Annotated in this window: 16 protein-coding genes and 1 tRNA gene; 10 read left to right on the top strand and 7 right to left on the bottom strand. The window is 65.8% G+C overall.

Translation table 11 applies throughout. The annotated features are described in order from the left end of the window. Position 1 precedes the first annotated feature (1 nt). The 5 genes from BRX37_RS08315 to BRX37_RS08295 all read left to right on the top strand — a co-directional run bounded on the left by BRX37_RS08315 (position 2) and on the right by BRX37_RS08295 (position 3,156). Positions 2–205 carry a hypothetical protein gene (locus tag BRX37_RS08315; protein WP_125986283.1) on the top strand — a complete coding sequence of 68 codons (204 nt, stop codon included), beginning with the start codon at positions 2–4 and terminating at the stop codon, positions 203–205. Next, positions 198–1,112, top strand: a complete 915-nt coding sequence (locus tag BRX37_RS08310; RefSeq protein WP_125986281.1) for a hypothetical protein — start codon at positions 198–200, stop codon at positions 1,110–1,112. Before BRX37_RS08315 ends, BRX37_RS08310 begins: the two co-directional genes overlap by 8 nt. Then, positions 1,105–1,392, top strand: coding sequence for a hypothetical protein (locus BRX37_RS08305; protein WP_125986279.1), 288 nt, complete (start codon positions 1,105–1,107; stop codon positions 1,390–1,392). The genes BRX37_RS08310 and BRX37_RS08305 overlap by 8 nt, the downstream gene beginning before the upstream one ends. Then, on the top strand, positions 1,389–1,757 hold the full coding sequence (locus BRX37_RS08300; RefSeq protein ID WP_125986277.1) for a hypothetical protein: 369 nt from the start codon (positions 1,389–1,391) through the stop codon (positions 1,755–1,757). Before BRX37_RS08305 ends, BRX37_RS08300 begins: the two co-directional genes overlap by 4 nt. Before the next feature lie 154 nt (positions 1,758–1,911). After that, positions 1,912–3,156, top strand: coding sequence for a hypothetical protein (locus tag BRX37_RS08295; protein WP_125986275.1), 1,245 nt, complete (start codon positions 1,912–1,914; stop codon positions 3,154–3,156). A 39-nt stretch (positions 3,157–3,195) separates the two neighbouring features. On the opposite strand, the gene BRX37_RS08290 is transcribed toward BRX37_RS08295, so the two are convergent. After that, positions 3,196–3,270 (bottom strand) — tRNA-Val (locus tag BRX37_RS08290). A 143-nt stretch (positions 3,271–3,413) separates the two neighbouring features. Here BRX37_RS08290 and BRX37_RS08285 point away from each other — a divergent pair. Beyond that, positions 3,414–4,754, top strand: a complete 1,341-nt coding sequence (locus BRX37_RS08285; RefSeq protein ID WP_125986273.1) for a dicarboxylate/amino acid:cation symporter — start codon at positions 3,414–3,416, stop codon at positions 4,752–4,754. Here the strand turns inward: BRX37_RS08285 and cpdR are convergent. Continuing rightward, positions 4,747–5,124 (bottom strand): cell cycle two-component system response regulator CpdR, encoded by a 378-nt coding sequence (gene cpdR, locus BRX37_RS08280; RefSeq protein WP_004208143.1) that lies wholly within the window; start codon positions 5,122–5,124, stop codon positions 4,747–4,749. The two genes, BRX37_RS08285 and cpdR, sit on opposite strands and share 8 nt — an antisense overlap. Before the next feature lie 135 nt (positions 5,125–5,259). Here cpdR and BRX37_RS08275 point away from each other — a divergent pair, with 135 nt between their 5' ends. Beyond that, positions 5,260–6,156 (top strand): N-formylglutamate amidohydrolase, encoded by an 897-nt coding sequence (locus BRX37_RS08275; protein ID WP_164522426.1) that lies wholly within the window; start codon positions 5,260–5,262, stop codon positions 6,154–6,156. 1 nt (position 6,157) lies between these two features. Here BRX37_RS08275 and BRX37_RS08270 read toward each other — a convergent pair whose 3' ends face one another. After that, positions 6,158–8,011, bottom strand: coding sequence for an acyltransferase family protein (locus tag BRX37_RS08270; protein WP_125986269.1), 1,854 nt, complete (start codon positions 8,009–8,011; stop codon positions 6,158–6,160). A gap of 139 nt (positions 8,012–8,150) precedes the next feature. Between BRX37_RS08270 and BRX37_RS08265 the strand changes: the two genes are divergently transcribed. Continuing rightward, a complete protein-coding gene (locus BRX37_RS08265; RefSeq protein WP_125986266.1) occupies positions 8,151–9,479 on the top strand; it encodes a cytochrome P450 in 1,329 nt (442 codons plus the stop codon). Between the two features lie 65 nt (positions 9,480–9,544). Here BRX37_RS08265 and BRX37_RS08260 read toward each other — a convergent pair whose 3' ends face one another. After that, a complete protein-coding gene (locus BRX37_RS08260) occupies positions 9,545–10,915 on the bottom strand; it encodes a class II 3-deoxy-7-phosphoheptulonate synthase (protein WP_004208138.1) in 1,371 nt (456 codons plus the stop codon). A 127-nt stretch (positions 10,916–11,042) separates the two neighbouring features. Beyond that, the gene (locus BRX37_RS08255; protein ID WP_017502598.1) at positions 11,043–11,408 is read right to left on the bottom strand and encodes a Rap1a/Tai family immunity protein; all 366 of its coding nucleotides are present in this window, start codon (positions 11,406–11,408) and stop codon (positions 11,043–11,045) included. A 153-nt stretch (positions 11,409–11,561) separates the two neighbouring features. Here BRX37_RS08255 and BRX37_RS08250 point away from each other — a divergent pair, with 153 nt between their 5' ends. After that, positions 11,562–12,575 (top strand): 2-hydroxyacid dehydrogenase, encoded by a 1,014-nt coding sequence (locus tag BRX37_RS08250; RefSeq protein WP_125986264.1) that lies wholly within the window; start codon positions 11,562–11,564, stop codon positions 12,573–12,575. Here BRX37_RS08250 and BRX37_RS08245 read toward each other — a convergent pair. Both BRX37_RS08245 and cysS read right to left on the bottom strand, forming a co-directional pair. After that, a complete protein-coding gene (locus tag BRX37_RS08245; RefSeq protein WP_125986262.1) occupies positions 12,556–15,444 on the bottom strand; it encodes a CHAT domain-containing protein in 2,889 nt (962 codons plus the stop codon). The two genes, BRX37_RS08250 and BRX37_RS08245, sit on opposite strands and share 20 nt — an antisense overlap. Before the next feature lie 63 nt (positions 15,445–15,507). Continuing rightward, on the bottom strand, positions 15,508–17,010 hold the full coding sequence (cysS, locus tag BRX37_RS08240; RefSeq protein ID WP_486056454.1) for a cysteine--tRNA ligase: 1,503 nt from the start codon (positions 17,008–17,010) through the stop codon (positions 15,508–15,510). A 97-nt stretch (positions 17,011–17,107) separates the two neighbouring features. Here cysS and BRX37_RS08235 point away from each other — a divergent pair, with 97 nt between their 5' ends. Then, positions 17,108–17,869: a MerR family transcriptional regulator gene (locus BRX37_RS08235; protein WP_125986260.1), complete on the top strand. Its 762-nt coding sequence runs from the start codon at positions 17,108–17,110 to the stop codon at positions 17,867–17,869. Positions 17,870–17,893 lie beyond the last annotated feature (24 nt).

Genomic DNA, 17,893 nt, shown 5'->3' with positions numbered 1-17,893 from the left:
CATGGACAGCCGAGCCGTAACCGCCGTGAACACGGCGATGGGCGTCGCGTCCTATCTGGACGGGATCGCCGAGCGCAAGCGCGCCAATGATGTCCGCCGCCTGTGCCGCAGCAACACCAGCTACCGCGCGCGGCTCAGCACCCTGCACCACGACAACATGCAGCTGCGCGCCCGCGTCGCTGAACTGGAGGCCAAGCATGTCTAAGCTGATCCTTTGCTGCCCCAATTGCGACCGCATCTGGTCGACCCGCGATTGCGCCGGCCGCGACACCGTCATTTGCGAATGCGGCTTCGGCATCGCCGTGCCCGACACCCGGTCCAAGGCCATCGCTGCCGCCAGTTGCGCCAGCGAGGCCGCCAGCGAGCTGTTGGCCTTCGCTCGCGAAGGCAACCAGCTGGGTGACACTGCCTTTGCGGTGTCGGTCGGCGAAAAGCTGGCCGATGCGTTCCGCCTATCGATCGACGCCCAGGGCGGCCCCGACGATGCAGAGGAAGCGCTCTTTTATACCCGCATCCTCGACTATCTCGACCCGCGCCATATCGTGCGGACGCCGCCACAATATGAGGCGCGTCCGTTCAAGATACCCGATGGCCGCTGGTATATTTGCCGCGCCGCTTCTGACGATCTGGACGAAGACCAGCGCTTCCTGTCGGAGCCGGAGGCGCAGGGCATCGTCGCCTTGCTCAACCTTGCCGCGCCTGCCGGCGTCGGGCGGACGCAACTTCCCACCCAGGAAGAGCTTCGCCTTGCCCACGCTCTTGTCGACAGCAATCCGGTGCTGCGCGTCTACGCCGCGCCCGAATGGCACAGTCTGACCGAAGACGCGCAGCAGTGGGCCGCCGTACTGATCCGCGAGGCCCGCCGTGCGCTCGCCCCAGCAGTTCCCGCCGATGTCGCGGCTCTGGTGGTCGCTGCGCGGGAAGTGCTTGATGAATATGGACGCGAAAGCGTCGACGAATGTCAGGCCAGCCACGACACCCTGCGCCAGCTCGACAAGGCCGCCGAAGCCTTCGCCTCGCGTGTGTGCCGGGACGATGATGGCGGGTCGCTAAAGGATGCACACGTGGTCCCATGCACCTGCGGCCTTGCTGGAGAAGCAAGCCATGGCTGATCGCGTCTTTCTCACCACAGCACAGCTGCGCGCGCTGCCGGAATATTCAACGTCGCTTCCGACTGGAACGACGCCCGGCAAGCAGTGGCGCCGCGCGGAACGGCCATGGCACAACCGCCTAACCGATCAGTGGCTGCTTGGTGAATATGGCGAGCCATACCCGGAAGGTCACCAGTATCATGGGCAAATTCCCATCTTCTGGAAGCCAATCGTGGTGACCGATGCTCCGCGCGTTTGGCCGCGTCATATCCGTGTGCCGCTCAGGGTCATCACGCGATGACCCGGCCCGCACCTTTCCAGCTGGTCCAGATCGCCCGCGAGGAACGCGCCCGCCGTAAGGTGGCGTGGGAACGCGCGGGCAGACTGGACAGCAACACTGCGATCGAGGACGAAATAATCTGGTCCAACATCGAGCATTTCGCGCGCATCCTGAATGGCGAGCGCCGGCCGATCCATTGGCCGGTCGAACATAAGCGGATCATGGTCGAAAGTATCGCGGCCACCCTGCGGAAAGCGCCAGAAGCTTTCTACGCGCTGCCCGGCAAGGTGCGGGGCCTGCGCGATCTGCAATATGCAATTCAGTTCACCTTGCTCTACGTGCTGGATCAACCGGCGCCAGAGCATCCCGAAAGGGCCGCCGCATGAACGCCGTTTCCGACCTCGCCCGCCGCCTGTCGCGCGCCCGCGACAAGGGCAGGGGCATCCGCCTGACCGACGCCGATCTTGACTTGTTCTTCCTGCACGGCGGTAATGATGCGATCCAGCAGGCGGCAGCCGCCATACAGAAAGAAGATGCACGATGCCGAGACGCGCAAAGGCGCAGGGAGTTTATCAGCGCGGTGCCTATTGGCTCGATTGGGACCGCAAGCGAGACGGCACCCTTCGATCCCCCAACCTCGCCATCTTCTGGTATGACCCCGAGCGAGGACGGCTCAGAAGCCTTTCAACGGGCACAGCAGATGACGCGCAGGCGAAGCGCGCACTAGACCGCCACTACCTTCAGAATACGGAAGGGGCGGCGATCTGCCCCACCTGCGGCCAGCGCCGCAACGCGGAAGACGCCAGCTACTTCGTCACCAAGGCGATCGTCGATTATCTGGCGCTCAAGGATGACAAAATCCTTGAGGCCCGCCTTGCCCATGTGGTCGACTATATCGGCACGCTGTCCAGCCCCAACATCCGATGCCGCCAAGTTAATGAGACATGGGTGCAGGGCTTCCGCGATTGGGCGGCCAAGCAGCCCGTAATCTTCACCAGCGGCCGTGTCCGCGAAGAGCCGCGCGCGCCGTCGACCATCGAAAATAGCGTCATCGCCTTGGCCGCAGCCATCACCGCCGCGCACGATCGCGGCGACGTGGCCCGGCCTGTTCAGTTCCGCCCGATCCAGACCAAGGAACTGAACAGGACGCCGCGCCGCCGCCTGACGGTGAAGGAACTGGCCGCTGCATTCGAATATGCGATCGACCCGCAGTTTCCGCAGAAGCGCAAGGCGCTGCATCAGTGGCTGATCGCCAGCGTCTGCACCGCCGCGCGCCCGGATGCGGTCTATGATATCTCGACCGATCCCAGGCGCCGGCAATGGGACAGCGCCAGCCGCGTGCTGCACCTGAACCCGATCGGCCGCCGGCAGACGAAGAAGTATCGCGCCACCATCATCGCGCCCCGCCAGTTCGCCTTGCATCTGGACGGGTGCGAAGGGCTGTTCGTGAAGAGCGGCAACATACGCAGCGCGTTCGACACCATGTGCGAAAAGCTGGGCTGGCCCAAGGATGGCGAGAATGGTCAGAAGCTTATCCGCCGATCGGTGGCGCAGCTGCTGCGCGATCCGGCGCGCAAGGTTCCTAGCGAGCAACTGGAGCTGCAATTGGGGCACCGCCGCATAGACAGCGTGACGGACCTCTATGCGGCCTTTGATCCGGCCTATCTGGCCGATTGCACCCGCGCCCTTGAGCAGCTGATTGATGAGATAGAGAGGCTGGCGCCGGGGGCGTTCCACCGGAAGGACACCGGAGGCGGCGCCGTCATCATCCCAATGCGGGCATAGAAAAACCCCGGTAAGTCACTGACTTACCGGGGTTTTCCATGGTGGGCGTGGCAAGGATTGAACTTGCGACCCCTGCGATGTCAACACAGTGCTCTACCACTGAGCTACACGCCCGCCGTGGAGGGGGCCAATAACGGGGGTCGGTGACTCGCGCAAGCGCTAAATGACACTTTTTTGTAGAAACTTTTCCAACCCGCTGGACAGGGGGTGGGGAGGCCATATGCTGCGGTGCAAATAAGGGGGGACGCAAAAACATCATGTTGCCTACGCCATCGACGCCGACGGAACCGGTTCGGCCGCTCCCCTTCTATCGCCATCTCTATTTCCAGGTGCTGGTGGCGATCGCGCTGGGCGTGCTGCTCGGCCATTATTTCCCGGCGACGGGCGAGGCGATGAAGCCGCTGGGCGATGCCTTCATCGCGCTGGTGCGGATGATCATCGCGCCGGTCATCTTCCTGACGATCGTCACTGGTATCGCCGGCATGAAGGAACTGGGTGCGATCGGCCGGGTCGCGGCCAAGGCCTTTGCCTATTTCCTGACCTTCTCCACCCTGGCGCTGATCGTCGGCCTGATCATCGCCAATGTCGTGCAACCCGGTGCTGGCCTCAACATCGATCCGGCGACCCTCGATGCCAGCAAGATCGCCGATTATGCGCAACAGGCGCATGATCGCACGCTGGTCGCCTTCCTGTTGAATGTCATTCCCGCGACCCTGGTGTCGGCGGTGGCCGACGGGCATAATATCCTGCAGGTGCTGTTCGTCGCGATCCTGTTCGGCATCGCGCTCAGCATGATCGGGGAAAAGGCCGAGCCGCTGATGACGGTGCTGGAATCGGCCAGCCTCGCCATCTTCAAGCTGGTGTCCTTCCTGATGAAGGCAGCGCCCTTCGGCGCATTCGGCGCGATGGCCTTCACCGTCGCCAAATATGGCGTCGGGACGCTCGCCAACCTCGCCGGGCTGGTCGCGACCTTCTACCTCACTTCGCTGCTGTTCGTGCTCGTCGTGCTGGGGACGGTCGCCTGGTTCGCCGGCTTCAACATCCTGCACCTGATCCGCTATCTGCGCGCCGAACTGCTACTGGTGCTGGGCACATCCTCGTCTGAAGCGGCTTTGCCCAGCCTGATCGAGAAGATGGAGCAGGCGGGATGCCGCAAGTCGGTGGTCGGGCTGGTCGTGCCGACCGGCTACAGCTTCAACCTCGACGGCACCAATATCTACATGACGCTGGCGGCGCTGTTCATCGCGCAGGCGACCAACGTGCATCTGAGCCTGGAGGAACAGATATTGCTGCTGCTGGTGGCGATGCTGTCGTCCAAGGGCGCGGCGGGCGTGACCGGCGCGGGCTTCATCACCCTGGCCGCCACCCTGTCGATCGTGCCGTCCGTGCCGGTCGCGGGCATGACCCTGATCCTGGGCGTCGATCGCTTCATGAGCGAATGCCGCAGCCTCACCAACTTCGTCGGCAATGCGGTGGCGACGGTGGTGGTGTCGGTCTGGGAAAAGGGCCTGGATCGCGAGCGCTTCGCGGCGGCCATGGCGGGCAAGCCGCTGCCGCCGCTGGGGCAGGTCGCGGATGAGGCCGAAGCGCTCAGCTAAGGCCGGTCAGCGTCTCGCTACCGAACATCCGTTCGACTTCCAGCACCAGGTCGCGCAGGTGGAAGGGCTTTGACAGCACCTTCGCCTGCGGCACCGCCTTGCCGGCCTTCAGCGTCACTGCGGCAAAGCCGGTGATGAACATGATGCGGGTCTGGGGCGCGACATTGGCGGTGTGCTGGGCCAGTTCGATGCCGTCCATCTCGGGCATGACGATGTCGGTCAGCAGCAGGTCGAACCGATCCGATTCGATATGCGGCACGGCCTGGGTGCCGGTGGCGACCGCCACCACCTCATAACCCGACTTTTCCAGCGCCCGCGCCAGATAGGCGCGCATGCTGTCATCATCTTCCGCCAGCAGGATTCGAACCATTGACCCCAAATTTCCTGTAAGCCGTCTTCCGCGGCGCCCCTTGCCTTGCCCACAGACTGGCAAGCCGTTCGGATATATGCGACAAGGATTAAAGATTATCCAGCCGACCAAATTTTTCCACGGCCGGTGAAAGGAATGGCGTTGGATCATTTTGGTACGTGTCCGCCAACCGAATCGACGGCGGCCTATGATCTTCATGGTCCTGCTCTTCCCAATGGTCCTGTGATTGTGTCCGTGCCCCATGCCGGCCGCGACTATTCCCCTGAATTGCTGGCTCTGGCGCGGGTGCGGCCGGAGGTGCTGCGTCGGCTGGAGGATCGCTGGGCCGACATGCTGGCGGGGCCGCTGGTCGCGCGGGGCTACAGCGTGCTGGTCGCCCGCGCTCCGCGCGCGATGATCGACCTCAACCGGCATGAGCGGGAGCTGGATCCGGTGATGGTGACCGGCCTGCCCCGCGACCAGCCGCTGCAGAGCAGCGCCAAACTGCGCGGCGGGCTGGGCCTCATTCCCCGTCGCCTGCCCGGCGCCCTGGAATTGTGGCAGCGGCCCATCCCCTGGGAGGAAGCGCGAAGGCGGATCGAGACGGTGCATCGGCCCTATCATGCCCGGCTGGCACAGATGATGACGGCCGCGCGGGAGCGGCATGGCCATGCCATCCTGATCGACCTGCATTCCATGCCGCCGCTGCCGCCACCGGCCGCCGGACAGGCTGCCCCGGCGCTGGTGCTGGGCGATCGCTTCGGCCGCAGCGCCGCGACACGGCTGATGATGCTGGCGGCCGATGTCGCGGCCGGGCATGGCGTGCTGACCTCACAGAACCATCCCTATGCCGGCGACCATCTGATCGAGCGGCATGGCCGGCCAGAGCGCGATTTCCATGCGCTGCAGCTGGAGGTGGACCGTGCCCTCTATCTCGACGTCACGCTCGACCGGCCGGGACCGGGACTGACGCGGATGCAGGGCGTGGTGGCAGCGATTGCCGAGGCGCTGGCGAACGAACTGCCGCGCAGCTACGCGATGGCGGCGGAATGATTTAGTCGTTCATCACCAGCCGGGCGCCGGCGACACTCAGATGATGGGAATCGAAATAGAGCGGCTTGCCGCCATGGATGATGGCGCAGTGGCGGGCATCGCATAGCCGCGCCATCGGATCGATCAGCGTCACGCCCCGTGCCTGCCATCGCGCGAACAGCGCGCGCAGATTGCGGGTGCGGGCCTCGATCGTGGCGCGGTCTGCACCCTGCGCCTGCCCAAGATCGCCGCCGCGGGCGAGGTGGGCCAGATGGCGTGGCACGTCGAAAGGCTGGGGCGGCACCGGTCCGATCAGGATGACCTGCCGTCCTTGGGCGCGCAGCGCATGGATGGTGGCGTCGAGTTTCGCGACGAAGGCGGGATCGTCAAATTCGCCATTGGCCCAGAAGGCGGCGAGATAGATGCGGCGGATGCCCGGATCGGCACGGATGGCGGCAAGAGCGGCCTGGTTGGCGCGGGCGCAGCGGGCATCCTTGGGCGCGTCATAGCCCAGCACTGGCGGGCAACTGGAGGTGGTCCGCTCGATCACGGCGCGGCCTTCTGCCCTGGCCCTGAGCGACAGGGCATAGGCCATTTCCACGCCATGGCTGTCGCCCCAGAGCAGGGCATCGGCTCGGACCTTGGCACCGAGAATGCAGGGCTGGGCACCGCGGGCGAATGTGTCATGGCAGGCCTTGCGCGCGGGGCTGATGTCGGCGCGGCCGGCGGCGAGTTGCAGCACCTGCGGCGCAAAGCGCTGCGGCCAGCCGCCCATTGCCAGCAGCGCTAGCGACAGCAGGCAGAGCAGCGCCATGGCGCCGCCGGTGAACTGGAAGATGTGCCGGGCGGGGATGCGGCGGGCATCGCGGAAGGGACGCTCGACGAAACGCCAGGAGAGGATGGCGGCGATGAAGGAGGTGGCCACGACGGCAATTGCCGTCCAGCCGGTCAGGGCCGCATCGGTTGCATATTCGGTGAAGACGATCAGCGGCCAGTGCCACAGATAGAGCGAGTAGGAGATGAGGCCCACGCCGACGAAAGGGCGCAGGCTGAGCAGGCGCCCGACGCTGGTGCCCGGCGCGCTGTGCAGCAGCAGCGCCGCGCCCAGCACCGGGGGTAGGGCGGTGATGCCGGGGAAGACGGTCTCGCGCGTGTAGAAGATGACAGCGAAGGCGACAGATAGAAGGCCGCTCCACGCGAGCGCCTCCCGCAGCCAGCGCGGGCGCGCGGCGGGTATGGCTCCGAGCGCCAGCAAGGCGCCCGCAAATAATTCCCAGGCGCGGGTGGGCAGCAGGTAGAAGGTGAAGCCGCTGGTGTCGCGCTGAAGCGCGATCGCCAGTGCCAGCGAGAGTGCGGTGATCGCGCCGACGATCAGGCCGCGCCAGCGGGCGGCAAAGCGCGCGACCAGCATCAGCAGGATCGGGAAGCCGATGTAGAATTGCTCTTCCACGGCCAGCGACCAAGTGTGGAGCAGGGGCTTTACGTCGGCGCCGCCGGCGAAATAGCCGGTGTCGGTGAAGAACCAGAGGTTGGAGGCGAACAGCGTGGCGGCGAGCGCGGATTTCGGCACGCCCTCGATATCGCCGGGCAGATAGAGCCAGCAGGCCGCCGCCAGCACGGCCAGGATCATCAGGCTGAGCGCCGGCATGATCCGGCGGAAGCGGCGTTCGTAGAAATGGACGAGTGAGAAGCGCTGTTCATCCACCTCGCGTGCGATGATACCGGTGATGAGGAAGCCGGAGATCACGAAGAAGATGTCGACGCCGACATAGCCGCCGGAAAAGCCTGGCACATGGGCATGGAAGAGCAGCACCGGCAGGATGGCGATGGCGCGCAGCCCGTCAATGTCGCGGCGATAGCGACCCGCCCCGATCATGCTGCTTTCCTGTGGTGCCGACCCATGCATGGCGCTGTCCTAGCGCGAAAGCCCTGCGATTTGCTTTACCATTTTGCCGTCGTTGACAGCGGCATGGCGGATGATATGATCCAATGTATATCATAAATGGGTGAGGATCATGCGCGATTACGCCACGGCGGACTTCTACAAGGATGTGGATCTGGTTGATGATCCCCATGCCTATTTCGACTTTCTGCGCGCCCAGGGGCCGGTGACGCGGCTGCCCCATCGCAATGTGGTGGCGGTGACGGGCTATGAGGAAACGGTGCAGGTGATGCTCGACACCGAGCATTTTTCCAGCATCAACGCCGTGACCGGGCCGATGACGGACCTGCCCTTCACGCCGCAGGGCGACGATATCGCGGCGGAACTGGAGGCGGCGCGGCCCAAGATCGCCTTCGCCGACCAGATCGTGACGGAAAGCGGCACCCGTCATGCCAAGCTGCGGTCGGTGATCGGCAGCCTGTTCACCCCCAGCCGCTTGAAGGCGCTGGAGCCATCCCTCTATGCGACCGCCGACAGCCTGATCGACGAATTTGCCGTCGATGGTAAGGTCGATCTGGTGCGCCAATATGGCGGCCCCTATGCGACGCTGGTGATCGCCGACCTGCTGGGCATCCCGGCCAAGGGGCGGGCGGCCTTCCGCGTCCTGCTGGAAGGGGCGGTGCCGGCCCAGATCGACGGATCGCCCGAGGATCTGAAGCACAATCCGCTGGTCGGCCTTGGCAAGCATATGTTCCGCTACATCGCCTGGCGCCGCTTCCTGAACCATCCGGCGGTGCTGCCGGTGCGCCGGCTGCTGGGCGCGGACACGGAGAGGAAGGACATATTGACGACGCTGGCGTTGGCGAAGTTCCCGGATGGGACGAGCCCGACCCTGGTCGATCTGACGGCGATGGCGGCCTTCCTGTTCGGTGCGGGGCAGGACACGACCAACCGGCTGCTGGCCAACGCCTTCCGCATCATCGCCATCCGGCCGGATATCCAGGCGCAGTTGCGCGCCGACCCCAAGCGTATCCCCAATTTCCTGGAGGAAGTGCTGCGCTATGACGGGTCGGTGAAGAGTGGCGGGCGCATCTGCACGCGGACGACAGAGCTGGGCGGGGTCGAGATCAAGGCGGGGACGACGATCCTGATGTCGCACATGGCCGCCAATCGGGATCCGCGCCGCTTCGACAATCCGGCGCAGTTCGACATGGATCGGCCGCGTGCCAAGGAGCATCTGGCCTTTGGCCGGGGTGCCCATACCTGCATCGGCGCGCCGCTGGCCCGGCGCGAGGTGGCGGTCAGCATCGAACGGCTATTGGCGCGGATGGGCAATATCCGCCTGTCTCCGGCCCATCATGGGTCGGGTGAGGCGCTGCGCTTCGACTATGAGCCCACCTATATATTGCGGGCGCTGCGGCACCTGCATCTGGAGTTCGACCCGATCGCGGATCCCGGCTGAACAGGGGGCAGAGGCCGGATGAACCGGCCCCTCCTTGCGGTTCGGAGGGGCCGGTTCCTTTTTCGTCAGGCCGCGGCGCGGCGTTCCTTCAGTTCCTCGTTCAGCATTTCTGCCAGCAGGAAAGCCAGTTCCAGGCTCTGCGCTGCGTTGAGGCGGGGGTCGCAATGGGTGTGATAGCGATCGGCCAGACCTTCGTCGGTGATCGCGATCGCACCGCCGGTGCATTCGGTGACATTCTGGCCGGTCATTTCGGCATGGATGCCGCCGCCGAACGTCCCTTCGGCGCGATGCACGGCAAAGAAGCCGCGCACTTCGGCCAGGATGCGGTCGAACGGCCGCGTCTTGTAGCCATTGGCCGCCTTGATGACATTGCCGTGCATCGGGTCGCAGGACCAGACCACCGAATGACCCTCGCGCTTCACCGCGCGCACCAGCTTGGGCAGGCCGGCCTCGATCTTGTCATGGCCATAGCGGGTGATGAGCGTGATGCGCCCGGCTTCCCGCTTCGGGTTCAACAGGTCGAGCAGGCGCAGCAATTCGTCGGGCTCCAGCGTCGGGCCGCACTTCATGCCGATCGGGTTGCCGATGCCACGCAGATATTCGACATGCGACGACCCTTCGAAGCGGGTGCGGTCGCCGATCCACAGCATGTGCGCCGAAGTGTCATACCAGTCGCCGGTCAGGCTGTCCTGACGGGTCAGCGCCTGTTCGAACGGCAACAGCAGCGCCTCATGGCTGGTGTAGAAGCTGGTGCCGCCAAGCTGGGGCACGCTGTCCGCGTCCAGGCCACAGGCGCGCATGAAGTCGAGCGCCTGGCCGATCTGGTCGGCCATCGCCTCGAACTTCGCGGCCCAGGGGCTGCGACCCATGAAATCGAGCATCCAGCCATGCACCCGGTCGAGGCTGGCATAGCCGCCGGTCGAGAAGGCACGCACCAGGTTCAGCGTCGCCGCCGACTGGTTATAGGCGCGGATCATCCGCTGCGGATCGGGCTCGCGGGCTTCGGGGGTGAAGGCGATGTCGTTGACATTGTCGCCGCGATAGCTGGGCAGTTCCACGCCGCCGATCGTCTCGGTATCGGCCGAGCGGGGCTTTGCGAACTGGCCCGCCATGCGGCCGACCTTCACCACCGGCAGCTTCGAGGCGAAGGTCAGGACGACCGCCATCTGCAGCAGCACGCGGAACGTGTCGCGGATATTGTTCGGATGGAACTCGGCAAAGCTCTCGGCGCAATCGCCGCCCTGCAGCAGGAAGGCTTCGCCGTTCGCGACGCGGCCAAGATCGGCCTTCAGATTCCGTGCCTCGCCCGCAAAGACGAGGGGCGGAAACTGGCCAAGCTGGGCCTCTACCGAGGCAAGCGCCTCCTGGTCCCGATAAAAGGGCATCTGGATGCCCTTATGCTCCCGCCAGCTTTCCGGCGTCCACTTCGCCGCCACGTCGAGTCTCCTTCACGTCAAAAAAATAGGGGCCGCATCTACGCGCAACCGCCCGGCAGGGCAAGTTTATAGCGGTTGCGGCGCCTCTTTGCGCAAGGATACTATCGATCAGACTGATCGAGCGGCTTTATTTCTGGCAGGGATAGCGATCGTTGAGGGCGATGCTGACCAGCGCCGACGCCGCCGCGCCGCGCTGGTCGGGGTAGCGCTCCAGATAGGCGACCACGGTGCTTTTTACATCCTCGGCCGCCATGCGCTTGGGCCAGCAGACGGTGCGGGCGCGGCCCAGGAACATCTCCTTGCGGATGCCGTCGGTCGCCCCGGCGATGTATGCGGTGCAGGCCAGCTTATATTCCGGCGCCTTGTTGCGGCATTTGGCGAGCAGGCTGGTGCCGGTCTCGAACATGTAGATGCCGCCTTCGTCCGATGCGGGCGGTGGCGGCGGAACCTTGCTCGATGACGCGGCGGCGATCGCCAGCAGAAGCGCAAACATGGGGGCGGGGCACTCATATCGGATCGTTGAGGATGCGACGCAAAGTGCCGTCTTTGCGATAGCCTGTCCAACCGGACTGGCCGACATGTGAAACGGACTGGCTCAGTATATGCCGCGGCTTGACGATGGCGGGCGGGCGGGCACTATGGCGCCATGCGCATCGCGATCTTCGGCACCAAGGGCTATGACCGGCATTTCCTGTCGGCCGCCAATCAGGGACATGAACTGCATTTCCTGGAACCCCGTCTGGACGCGGATACCGCGAGCCTGGGCGAAGGGTTCGAGGCGGTCTGCGTGTTCGTCAACGACCGGCTGGACGCGGCCGTGCTGGCCAAGCTGGCGGCCGGCGGCACGCGGCTGATCGCGCTGCGCTGTGCCGGCTATAATAATGTCGATCTGGTCGCGGCGGCGGACCTGGGGCTGACGGTTGTGCGGGTGCCGGCCTATTCGCCCCATGCGGTTGCGGAATTCACCGTCGCGCTGCTGATGGCGCTCGACCGGCGCATCCATCGCGCCTGGGCGCGGGTGCGGGAAAATAATTTTGCGCTCGACGGGCTGATCGGCCGCAACCTCCATGGCCGGGTGGCGGGGGTGATCGGCACCGGGCGGATCGGCGCGCTGGTCGCCCGCACGCTGAAACTAGGCTTTGGCTGCGAGGTGCTGGCGAGCGATGTGGCGGAAGATCCCGAGCTGCTGGCGATGGGCGTGCGCTACGTGCCGCCACGCGACCTGCTGGAACAGGTCGACATCGTGTCGCTCCATTGCCCGCTCACCCCGGATACGCGCCATATCATCAATGCCGACGCGATCGGCCGGGCGCGCGATGGACTGGTGATCGTCAATACCAGCCGCGGCGCGCTGATCGATACGCAGGCGCTGGTGGCGGGGCTCAAGTCGCGCAAGATCGGCGGTGTCGCGCTCGACGTCTATGAGCAGGAGGCCGACCTGTTCTTCGAGGATCTGTCCAACGAGATTATCGAGGATGATCTGTTCCAACGACTGCTGACCTTCCCCAATGTGCTGGTCACCGGGCATCAGGCATTCCTGACCGAAGAGGCGCTGGCGAGCATTGCCGAGACGACGATGGCCAATATCAGCGATTTCGCCGCCGGTCGTCCGCTCGCCAACCGGGTCGATCCGCAAGCGGCTATTGCCCCACGAGGATGAAGGGCGCCCAGACATAGGGCTGCACCGCGTCCGGCTTGCCGGACCGGATCAGCTTCAGCATCGCCCGTTGCAACGCCACGCCGCGATAGGCGCCGCGCCGGTTGGCCTTGACCGTCTCGACCGTGATGAAGGTGCCGGCATCGTCCCGCACCGGCCAGTGCGACACCAGCAGGGCGCCGGCGCCGGCATAACGGAACGCCTGGGCTAGGCCGGAATAGGTCTGGGCCTGGGCGCTGCTGCCGGCGGCGGTGTTGCACGCGGACAGGATCACCCAATCGGCGCCGATCCGCATCTGCGCCACTTCCGATGCGGTCAGCAGCCCGTCATTGCCGGAATCGATGTCCGGTGGCGAAAGCAGCAAGGCCGGCTCATCCAGCCCCTCCATCTGGCCGCCGACCAGCCCGTGGGTGGCGAACAGCATGACCGAATAGGGGCGCAGGTCGCTGGTGCGCAGGATCGCCTCGCTGGCATTCGCGCCGATCAGCAACCGGGTATGATCGGGGCCGAAATAGCGCGCAACCGATCGCAATTCCTCGGCCGATCCGGGCAGGGGCGGCAATTGCGCCAGCGTGGCCGCGCCGCCGCCGCGCTGCTTGAGGGCGATCGCCTGTGTCTCCTGCGAAAAGGGCAGGGGCGCGCCGATGCCCAGCATCCGGTCATCCTGCGCCGCCAGCTTTTGCGGCACGACGGGGCGGAAGCCGCTGTCGATCCGCAGCGCATAGCGCCGGATCAGCCAGGGTGTGTTGCGGTCGACATGCTGCACCGGCTTTTGCGGCAGCATGGCAAAGGGCAGGGCAGCGAAAGCGCCGGTCGGCACGACCCGCAGGCGCGGCGCCCTGCCGAGTGCGGCTTGGACATCGGGCGTGAAGATCTGGGTGTAGAGGATATGGGCGCCTTCCTGGTCGAAGCCGGTGGCGCTCAGCGATGCGCGCAAGCGCGCGATCCGGCCGACCAGATCGGCGCGCGTCTCCTGTGCCCGGATGATGGCGGTCCGTTCGCGGCTGACGGCCAGGATATAGACGCCGTCAAAGGCAGGCGTCACCGCCAGCAGCGCCTCGTCCGCCGCCAGATTGGCGCGCAGCGATGCCAGGTCGGGCAGGGCGCCGCCGCGCGCCTCCAGCCATCGGGGGAAGTCATGGGCGATGGCGGTGCGGTCGGCATTGACCTCTTTTGCCAGGGTCGCGCGATTGGCGCGCGCAGCCGCGACGCCTTCGTCGCGGGCGAGCGCCTGCAGCAACAGGCTGTCGGCGGCTTGCAGCGCGCGGGTCCGGTCCTGCAGCGCGCGGACCCGGTTGCCCAGTGCGGGGTCGTCCACCATCCGCTGCGCGACCAGATGATTGGCCTGGACGATGCCCGATCCGGCAAGCAGCGCCATCGCGTCCATCGCCAGCCCGGCATCGCGCGCCTGTGTCGCGATCGCCAGCACGCTGTCCAGCGCGGCGCGCTGATCCTCGGTCAGGGCGCCGTCCTCCTGCAGACTGAGGCTGGTGCGCAGCAGCGCGATCAGCCGGCAGGCCGCATCGACGCTGTCGCCGCCATTGGCCCAGGCGGACAGCATGCCGGCATTGGCGATGGCGAAGCCGGGCAGATTGTCGAGTTGGCGGGTCTCCCGGTCGAAATCGGCGGCGGCGGCGCGCGCCTCGTCCATCCGACCGGCCTGGATCAGCGCCGGGATCAGAAAGGGATAGACGCGCTGCCCCATGTCGCGATCCTCGGCGCTGCCGGTGCGGCCACGCGCCAATGCAGTCTGTAGCCGGCCGATCGCTTCATCCCTGCGTCCCTGGGCAAAGGCGGCGACGCCGGCAAAGGCCAGTGCGCGTGCGGATTGCGGACTGGTGTCACCTTCGATGTCGCGAAAGCCGCGCTCGGCCTCCAGGAACAGCGGCTCCGCCTCGTCATACCGTTCCAGCGGCAGCAGCAGATTGCCGAGATTCTGCAGCGCGAAGTCAAAGGCCAGGCTCTTCGTGCCGCTGGTCTCGCGCTTGATCGCGATCGATCGCTCCAGATAGGCGAGGCTTTCGTTGCGCCGCCCGGTGCGCGAGAGCAGCAGGCCGAGCGCTTCGAGCGCGCGGGCATAATTGGGATGCTTGCGATCGACATGGTCGGTCGCGGTATCCACCGCCAGACGGGCATAGATTTCCGCCTCGGCATCGCGATCCGCGCGCGAGAGCATCTGCGCATACATATAATAGGCGCCGACCGCGTCCGCGCTGTTCTGGCCGCTGGCGGCGACCCGCGCCTCCATGCTGCGGCGCTGTGCCTCGACCGCCTCGCTGTTGCGGCCGAGGCGGGACAGCGCCTGGGCATGGGCAAAGGCGATGTTGGACTTCAGCATCATCGCCGATTCATCTAGCGCCTTGGGATCGGTGCGGGCGAAATAGCCGTCGATATAGCGGCTCGCTTCGGCCAGCGTCTCGACCCCGGCGCCGATCTGGTTCAGCGTGACCTGGACATAGCCTTTGATCGACAGGCCCTGCATCCAGTAGATCGGATAGGCGTCGCGGAAGGGCGACAGCAGGGCAAGGCCGCGGTCTGCATGAGCGAGCGCGTCGGGGTTGCGGCCGTCGATCTGGTCCATCGACGACAGGTTGATGAGCGCGACGCCCGCCAGCGGATGGGCCTGGCCCTGCACCTTGCTGTGGGATGCCGCCGTTTCGAGCGCTGTCCAGGCGTCGCGCGTCTTCTGCGACATGGACAGGGCATAATCATCGCTCTCGAACAGCGCATCGGCCTTGTCCTCCAGCGCGTAGAGCCGGGCATAGCGCGGATCGTCGGTGCGGAAGGCAGGCGGCGGTGCGGCGGCAGCGGGCAGCAGCGCGGGGCCGGCCAAGGCCAGCAGAAACGCGCCCGCGCGCGCGGAAAACAGCATGATGCGCCCCACTTTTCTCGACCCGATACCGTCTTGGGTCGAACCCAGGACGGCGTCAAGCCATCAGGCCAGCGTCAGGCGCCAGTCCCAGCGCAGCGGATCGCCGTCCATCACCTCGACCCCGCGCGCGATCAGCGCGTCGCGTATCTCGTCCGACAGGGCGAAATCCTTTTCGGCGCGGGCGGCGGTGCGCCGTTCCAGTTCGGCCTCGATCTCCTCGGGCGTGATCTGCGCATCCTTGGGCTGCACCCGCAACTCGGCGCGGGTGAGGTCGAGCAGGCGCAGGCCCAGCGCCTGGTCGAACGCGGCGATCAGGCACAGCTTCTCGTCGACCGGCACCTTCTTCATGCTGATCGCTTCCTCCAGCAGCGGTAGCGTGCGCGGCGTCATCAGGTCGTCGGCGATCGCGGCGTCGAACTGCTCCAGCAGCGGCACCAGCTTGGGGTGGAGATTGGCACGCAGATAATCGAGCGTCACTGACTGCCAGGTGATGCCCTCGGCCCGGCTTTTCAGCCCCTCGACGCCCATGACCAGCCGCTTGAGGCGGGTCAGCGCGGCGGCGAGATTATCGGCGCTGAACTCCAGTTCGCTGCGATAATGGGCGCCCAGGCACAGCAGGCGATAGGCGATCGGATGCACGCCGGCATCGACCAGGCTGAACAGGGTGGTGAAGCCGCCCTTCGACTTCGACATCTTGCCCTGCCGGTCGACCAGGAAATTATTGTGCATCCACCAGCGCGCGCCGGTGAAATCGGGCTGGGCATCGGTGCAGCCGCAATAGGCCTGGTTCTGGGCGATTTCGTTGGGATGATGAATCTCGCGATGGTCGATGCCGCCGGTATGGATGTCGAACGGCTGGCCGAGGCGCGCCTGCGACATCACCGAGCATTCCAGGTGCCAGCCCGGCGCGCCCTTGCCCCAGGGGCTGTCCCATTCCATCTGGCGCTGCTCGCCCGGCGGCGACTTGCGCCAGATGGCGAAGTCGCTCGGGTTGCGCTTGCCCGCCACCGGGTCGATGCGGGCATGGGCAGCATCGTCGCGACCGCCGGCCAGCGCGCCATAATTGGGCACGGTGCTGCTGTCGAAATAGAGGCCGCTCTCCAGTTCGTAGCAATGCGCGTCGGCGATTTTCTGCGCAAATTCGATCATCTGCGGCACATAGTCGGTCGCGACCGTCCATTCGCTGGGCGCCATGATGTTGAGGTCGGCGATATTGGCCTTGAATGCTTCGGTGTAATGAGCCGCGATGTCCCAGATGCTCTTGGCGCTGGCGCGGGCGGCGGCCTCCATCTTGTCGTCGCCGGCGTCGGCATCCGACGTCAGATGGCCGACATCGGTGATGTTGATGATCTGGGTGACGTCCAGCCCCTTCCACAGCAGGGTGCGGCGCAGCGTGTCGACGAACACATAGGCGCGCAGATTGCCGATATGGGCATAATTATAGACGGTCGGACCGCAGCTATAGACGCGCGCATGGTTGGGCTCGATCGGCGCGAACGGCTCGATCGTCCGGGTCAGGCTGTTGAACAGGCGCAGGGGCGCGTCGCTATGCTGGTCTTGGCTCATGGCGCCAGCCATGTCGCGAGACGGCGCGATCGTCAACGGGGCGGGCACCGCAAAAAAGCGCTTGAACTTGACCTTGGGTCAAGCGGTAGCAAGGGGCATGACCGATATATTGGATATTGCCGCCGTCGCCCGCGCCACAGGCCTCACCAGCCGGGCGCTGCGTTTCTATGAGGCGCGCGGGCTGGTCGCGCCGCTGCGCACCGCGTCGGGACGGCGCCTGTTCGGCCCGGCCGAACTGGCGCGACTGCACGAATTGCTGGCGCTCAAGCGGGCGGGGCTGAGCCTTGCCCAGATCAAGACTTTGTTCGACGGCCGGCCGATCGACCTTGGCGCGCTGCTGCGCGCGCAGGTCGCGGCGATCGACGCGCAGGCGCAGGAACTGGCGCAGGCGCGCAGCCATCTGGAAATCGCCTTGTCCCGCATCGACCGTGGCGAGCCGCTCGATGCCGCGACCCTTTGCTCGCTGATCCGCAGTGGAGAAAGCATGACCATGCAAGAAGAATGGAAGGCGGTCAGTGGCCGCTATATCAGCGCCCGGGCTGAGGCCGACTTTGCCGAGACGATGCCGAAGATGCCGGCCGATTTCGATCAGGCGGCCTATAGCGCGCAATGGGCTGACCTCACCGCCCGGATCGAGGCGGCGCTGCCGCTCGACCCGGAAAGTGCGGCGGCAGGGGCCTTTTATGACGAATGGCAGGCGCTGCTCGCGCCCTTCACCGCCATCGCCACGCCGGCGATGATGGAGGGGGTGACGCGCATGTACGACCATATCGACGAGTGGAAGGACGAGCGGCAGCCGCCCTTCGCATCGGCCGTGTGGGACTTCATCCGCAGCGTCGGGGCGGCGCGGCAAATGTAATAAATTGTTGCTTGGGCGGTGGCG

The sequence above is a fragment of the Sphingomonas sp. S-NIH.Pt3_0716 genome, from assembly GCF_003950715.1.
In the GTDB taxonomy this organism is placed as follows: Bacteria; Pseudomonadota; Alphaproteobacteria; order Sphingomonadales; family Sphingomonadaceae; genus Sphingobium; species Sphingobium yanoikuyae_A.
This window is presented reverse-complemented; position numbering and strand designations above follow the sequence as displayed.

Coding starts and splice junctions, on each gene's coding strand:
- cysS (WP_486056454.1), bottom strand. CDS start 17,010: ATGAGCCAAGACCAGCATAGCGACGCGCCCCTGCGCCTGTTCAACAGC.
- BRX37_RS08265 (WP_125986266.1), top strand. CDS start 8,151: ATGCGCGATTACGCCACGGCGGACTTCTACAAGGATGTGGATCTGGTT.
- BRX37_RS08295 (WP_125986275.1), top strand. CDS start 1,912: ATGCCGAGACGCGCAAAGGCGCAGGGAGTTTATCAGCGCGGTGCCTAT.
- BRX37_RS08235 (WP_125986260.1), top strand. CDS start 17,108: ATGACCGATATATTGGATATTGCCGCCGTCGCCCGCGCCACAGGCCTC.
- BRX37_RS08250 (WP_125986264.1), top strand. CDS start 11,562: ATGCGCATCGCGATCTTCGGCACCAAGGGCTATGACCGGCATTTCCTG.
- BRX37_RS08305 (WP_125986279.1), top strand. CDS start 1,105: ATGGCTGATCGCGTCTTTCTCACCACAGCACAGCTGCGCGCGCTGCCG.
- BRX37_RS08245 (WP_125986262.1), bottom strand. CDS start 15,444: ATGCTGTTTTCCGCGCGCGCGGGCGCGTTTCTGCTGGCCTTGGCCGGC.
- BRX37_RS08255 (WP_017502598.1), bottom strand. CDS start 11,408: ATGTTTGCGCTTCTGCTGGCGATCGCCGCCGCGTCATCGAGCAAGGTT.
- cpdR (WP_004208143.1), bottom strand. CDS start 5,124: ATGGTTCGAATCCTGCTGGCGGAAGATGATGACAGCATGCGCGCCTAT.
- BRX37_RS08275 (WP_164522426.1), top strand. CDS start 5,260: ATGGCGTTGGATCATTTTGGTACGTGTCCGCCAACCGAATCGACGGCG.
- BRX37_RS08285 (WP_125986273.1), top strand. CDS start 3,414: ATGTTGCCTACGCCATCGACGCCGACGGAACCGGTTCGGCCGCTCCCC.
- BRX37_RS08315 (WP_125986283.1), top strand. CDS start 2: ATGGACAGCCGAGCCGTAACCGCCGTGAACACGGCGATGGGCGTCGCG.
- BRX37_RS08300 (WP_125986277.1), top strand. CDS start 1,389: ATGACCCGGCCCGCACCTTTCCAGCTGGTCCAGATCGCCCGCGAGGAA.
- BRX37_RS08270 (WP_125986269.1), bottom strand. CDS start 8,011: ATGATCGGGGCGGGTCGCTATCGCCGCGACATTGACGGGCTGCGCGCC.
- BRX37_RS08310 (WP_125986281.1), top strand. CDS start 198: ATGTCTAAGCTGATCCTTTGCTGCCCCAATTGCGACCGCATCTGGTCG.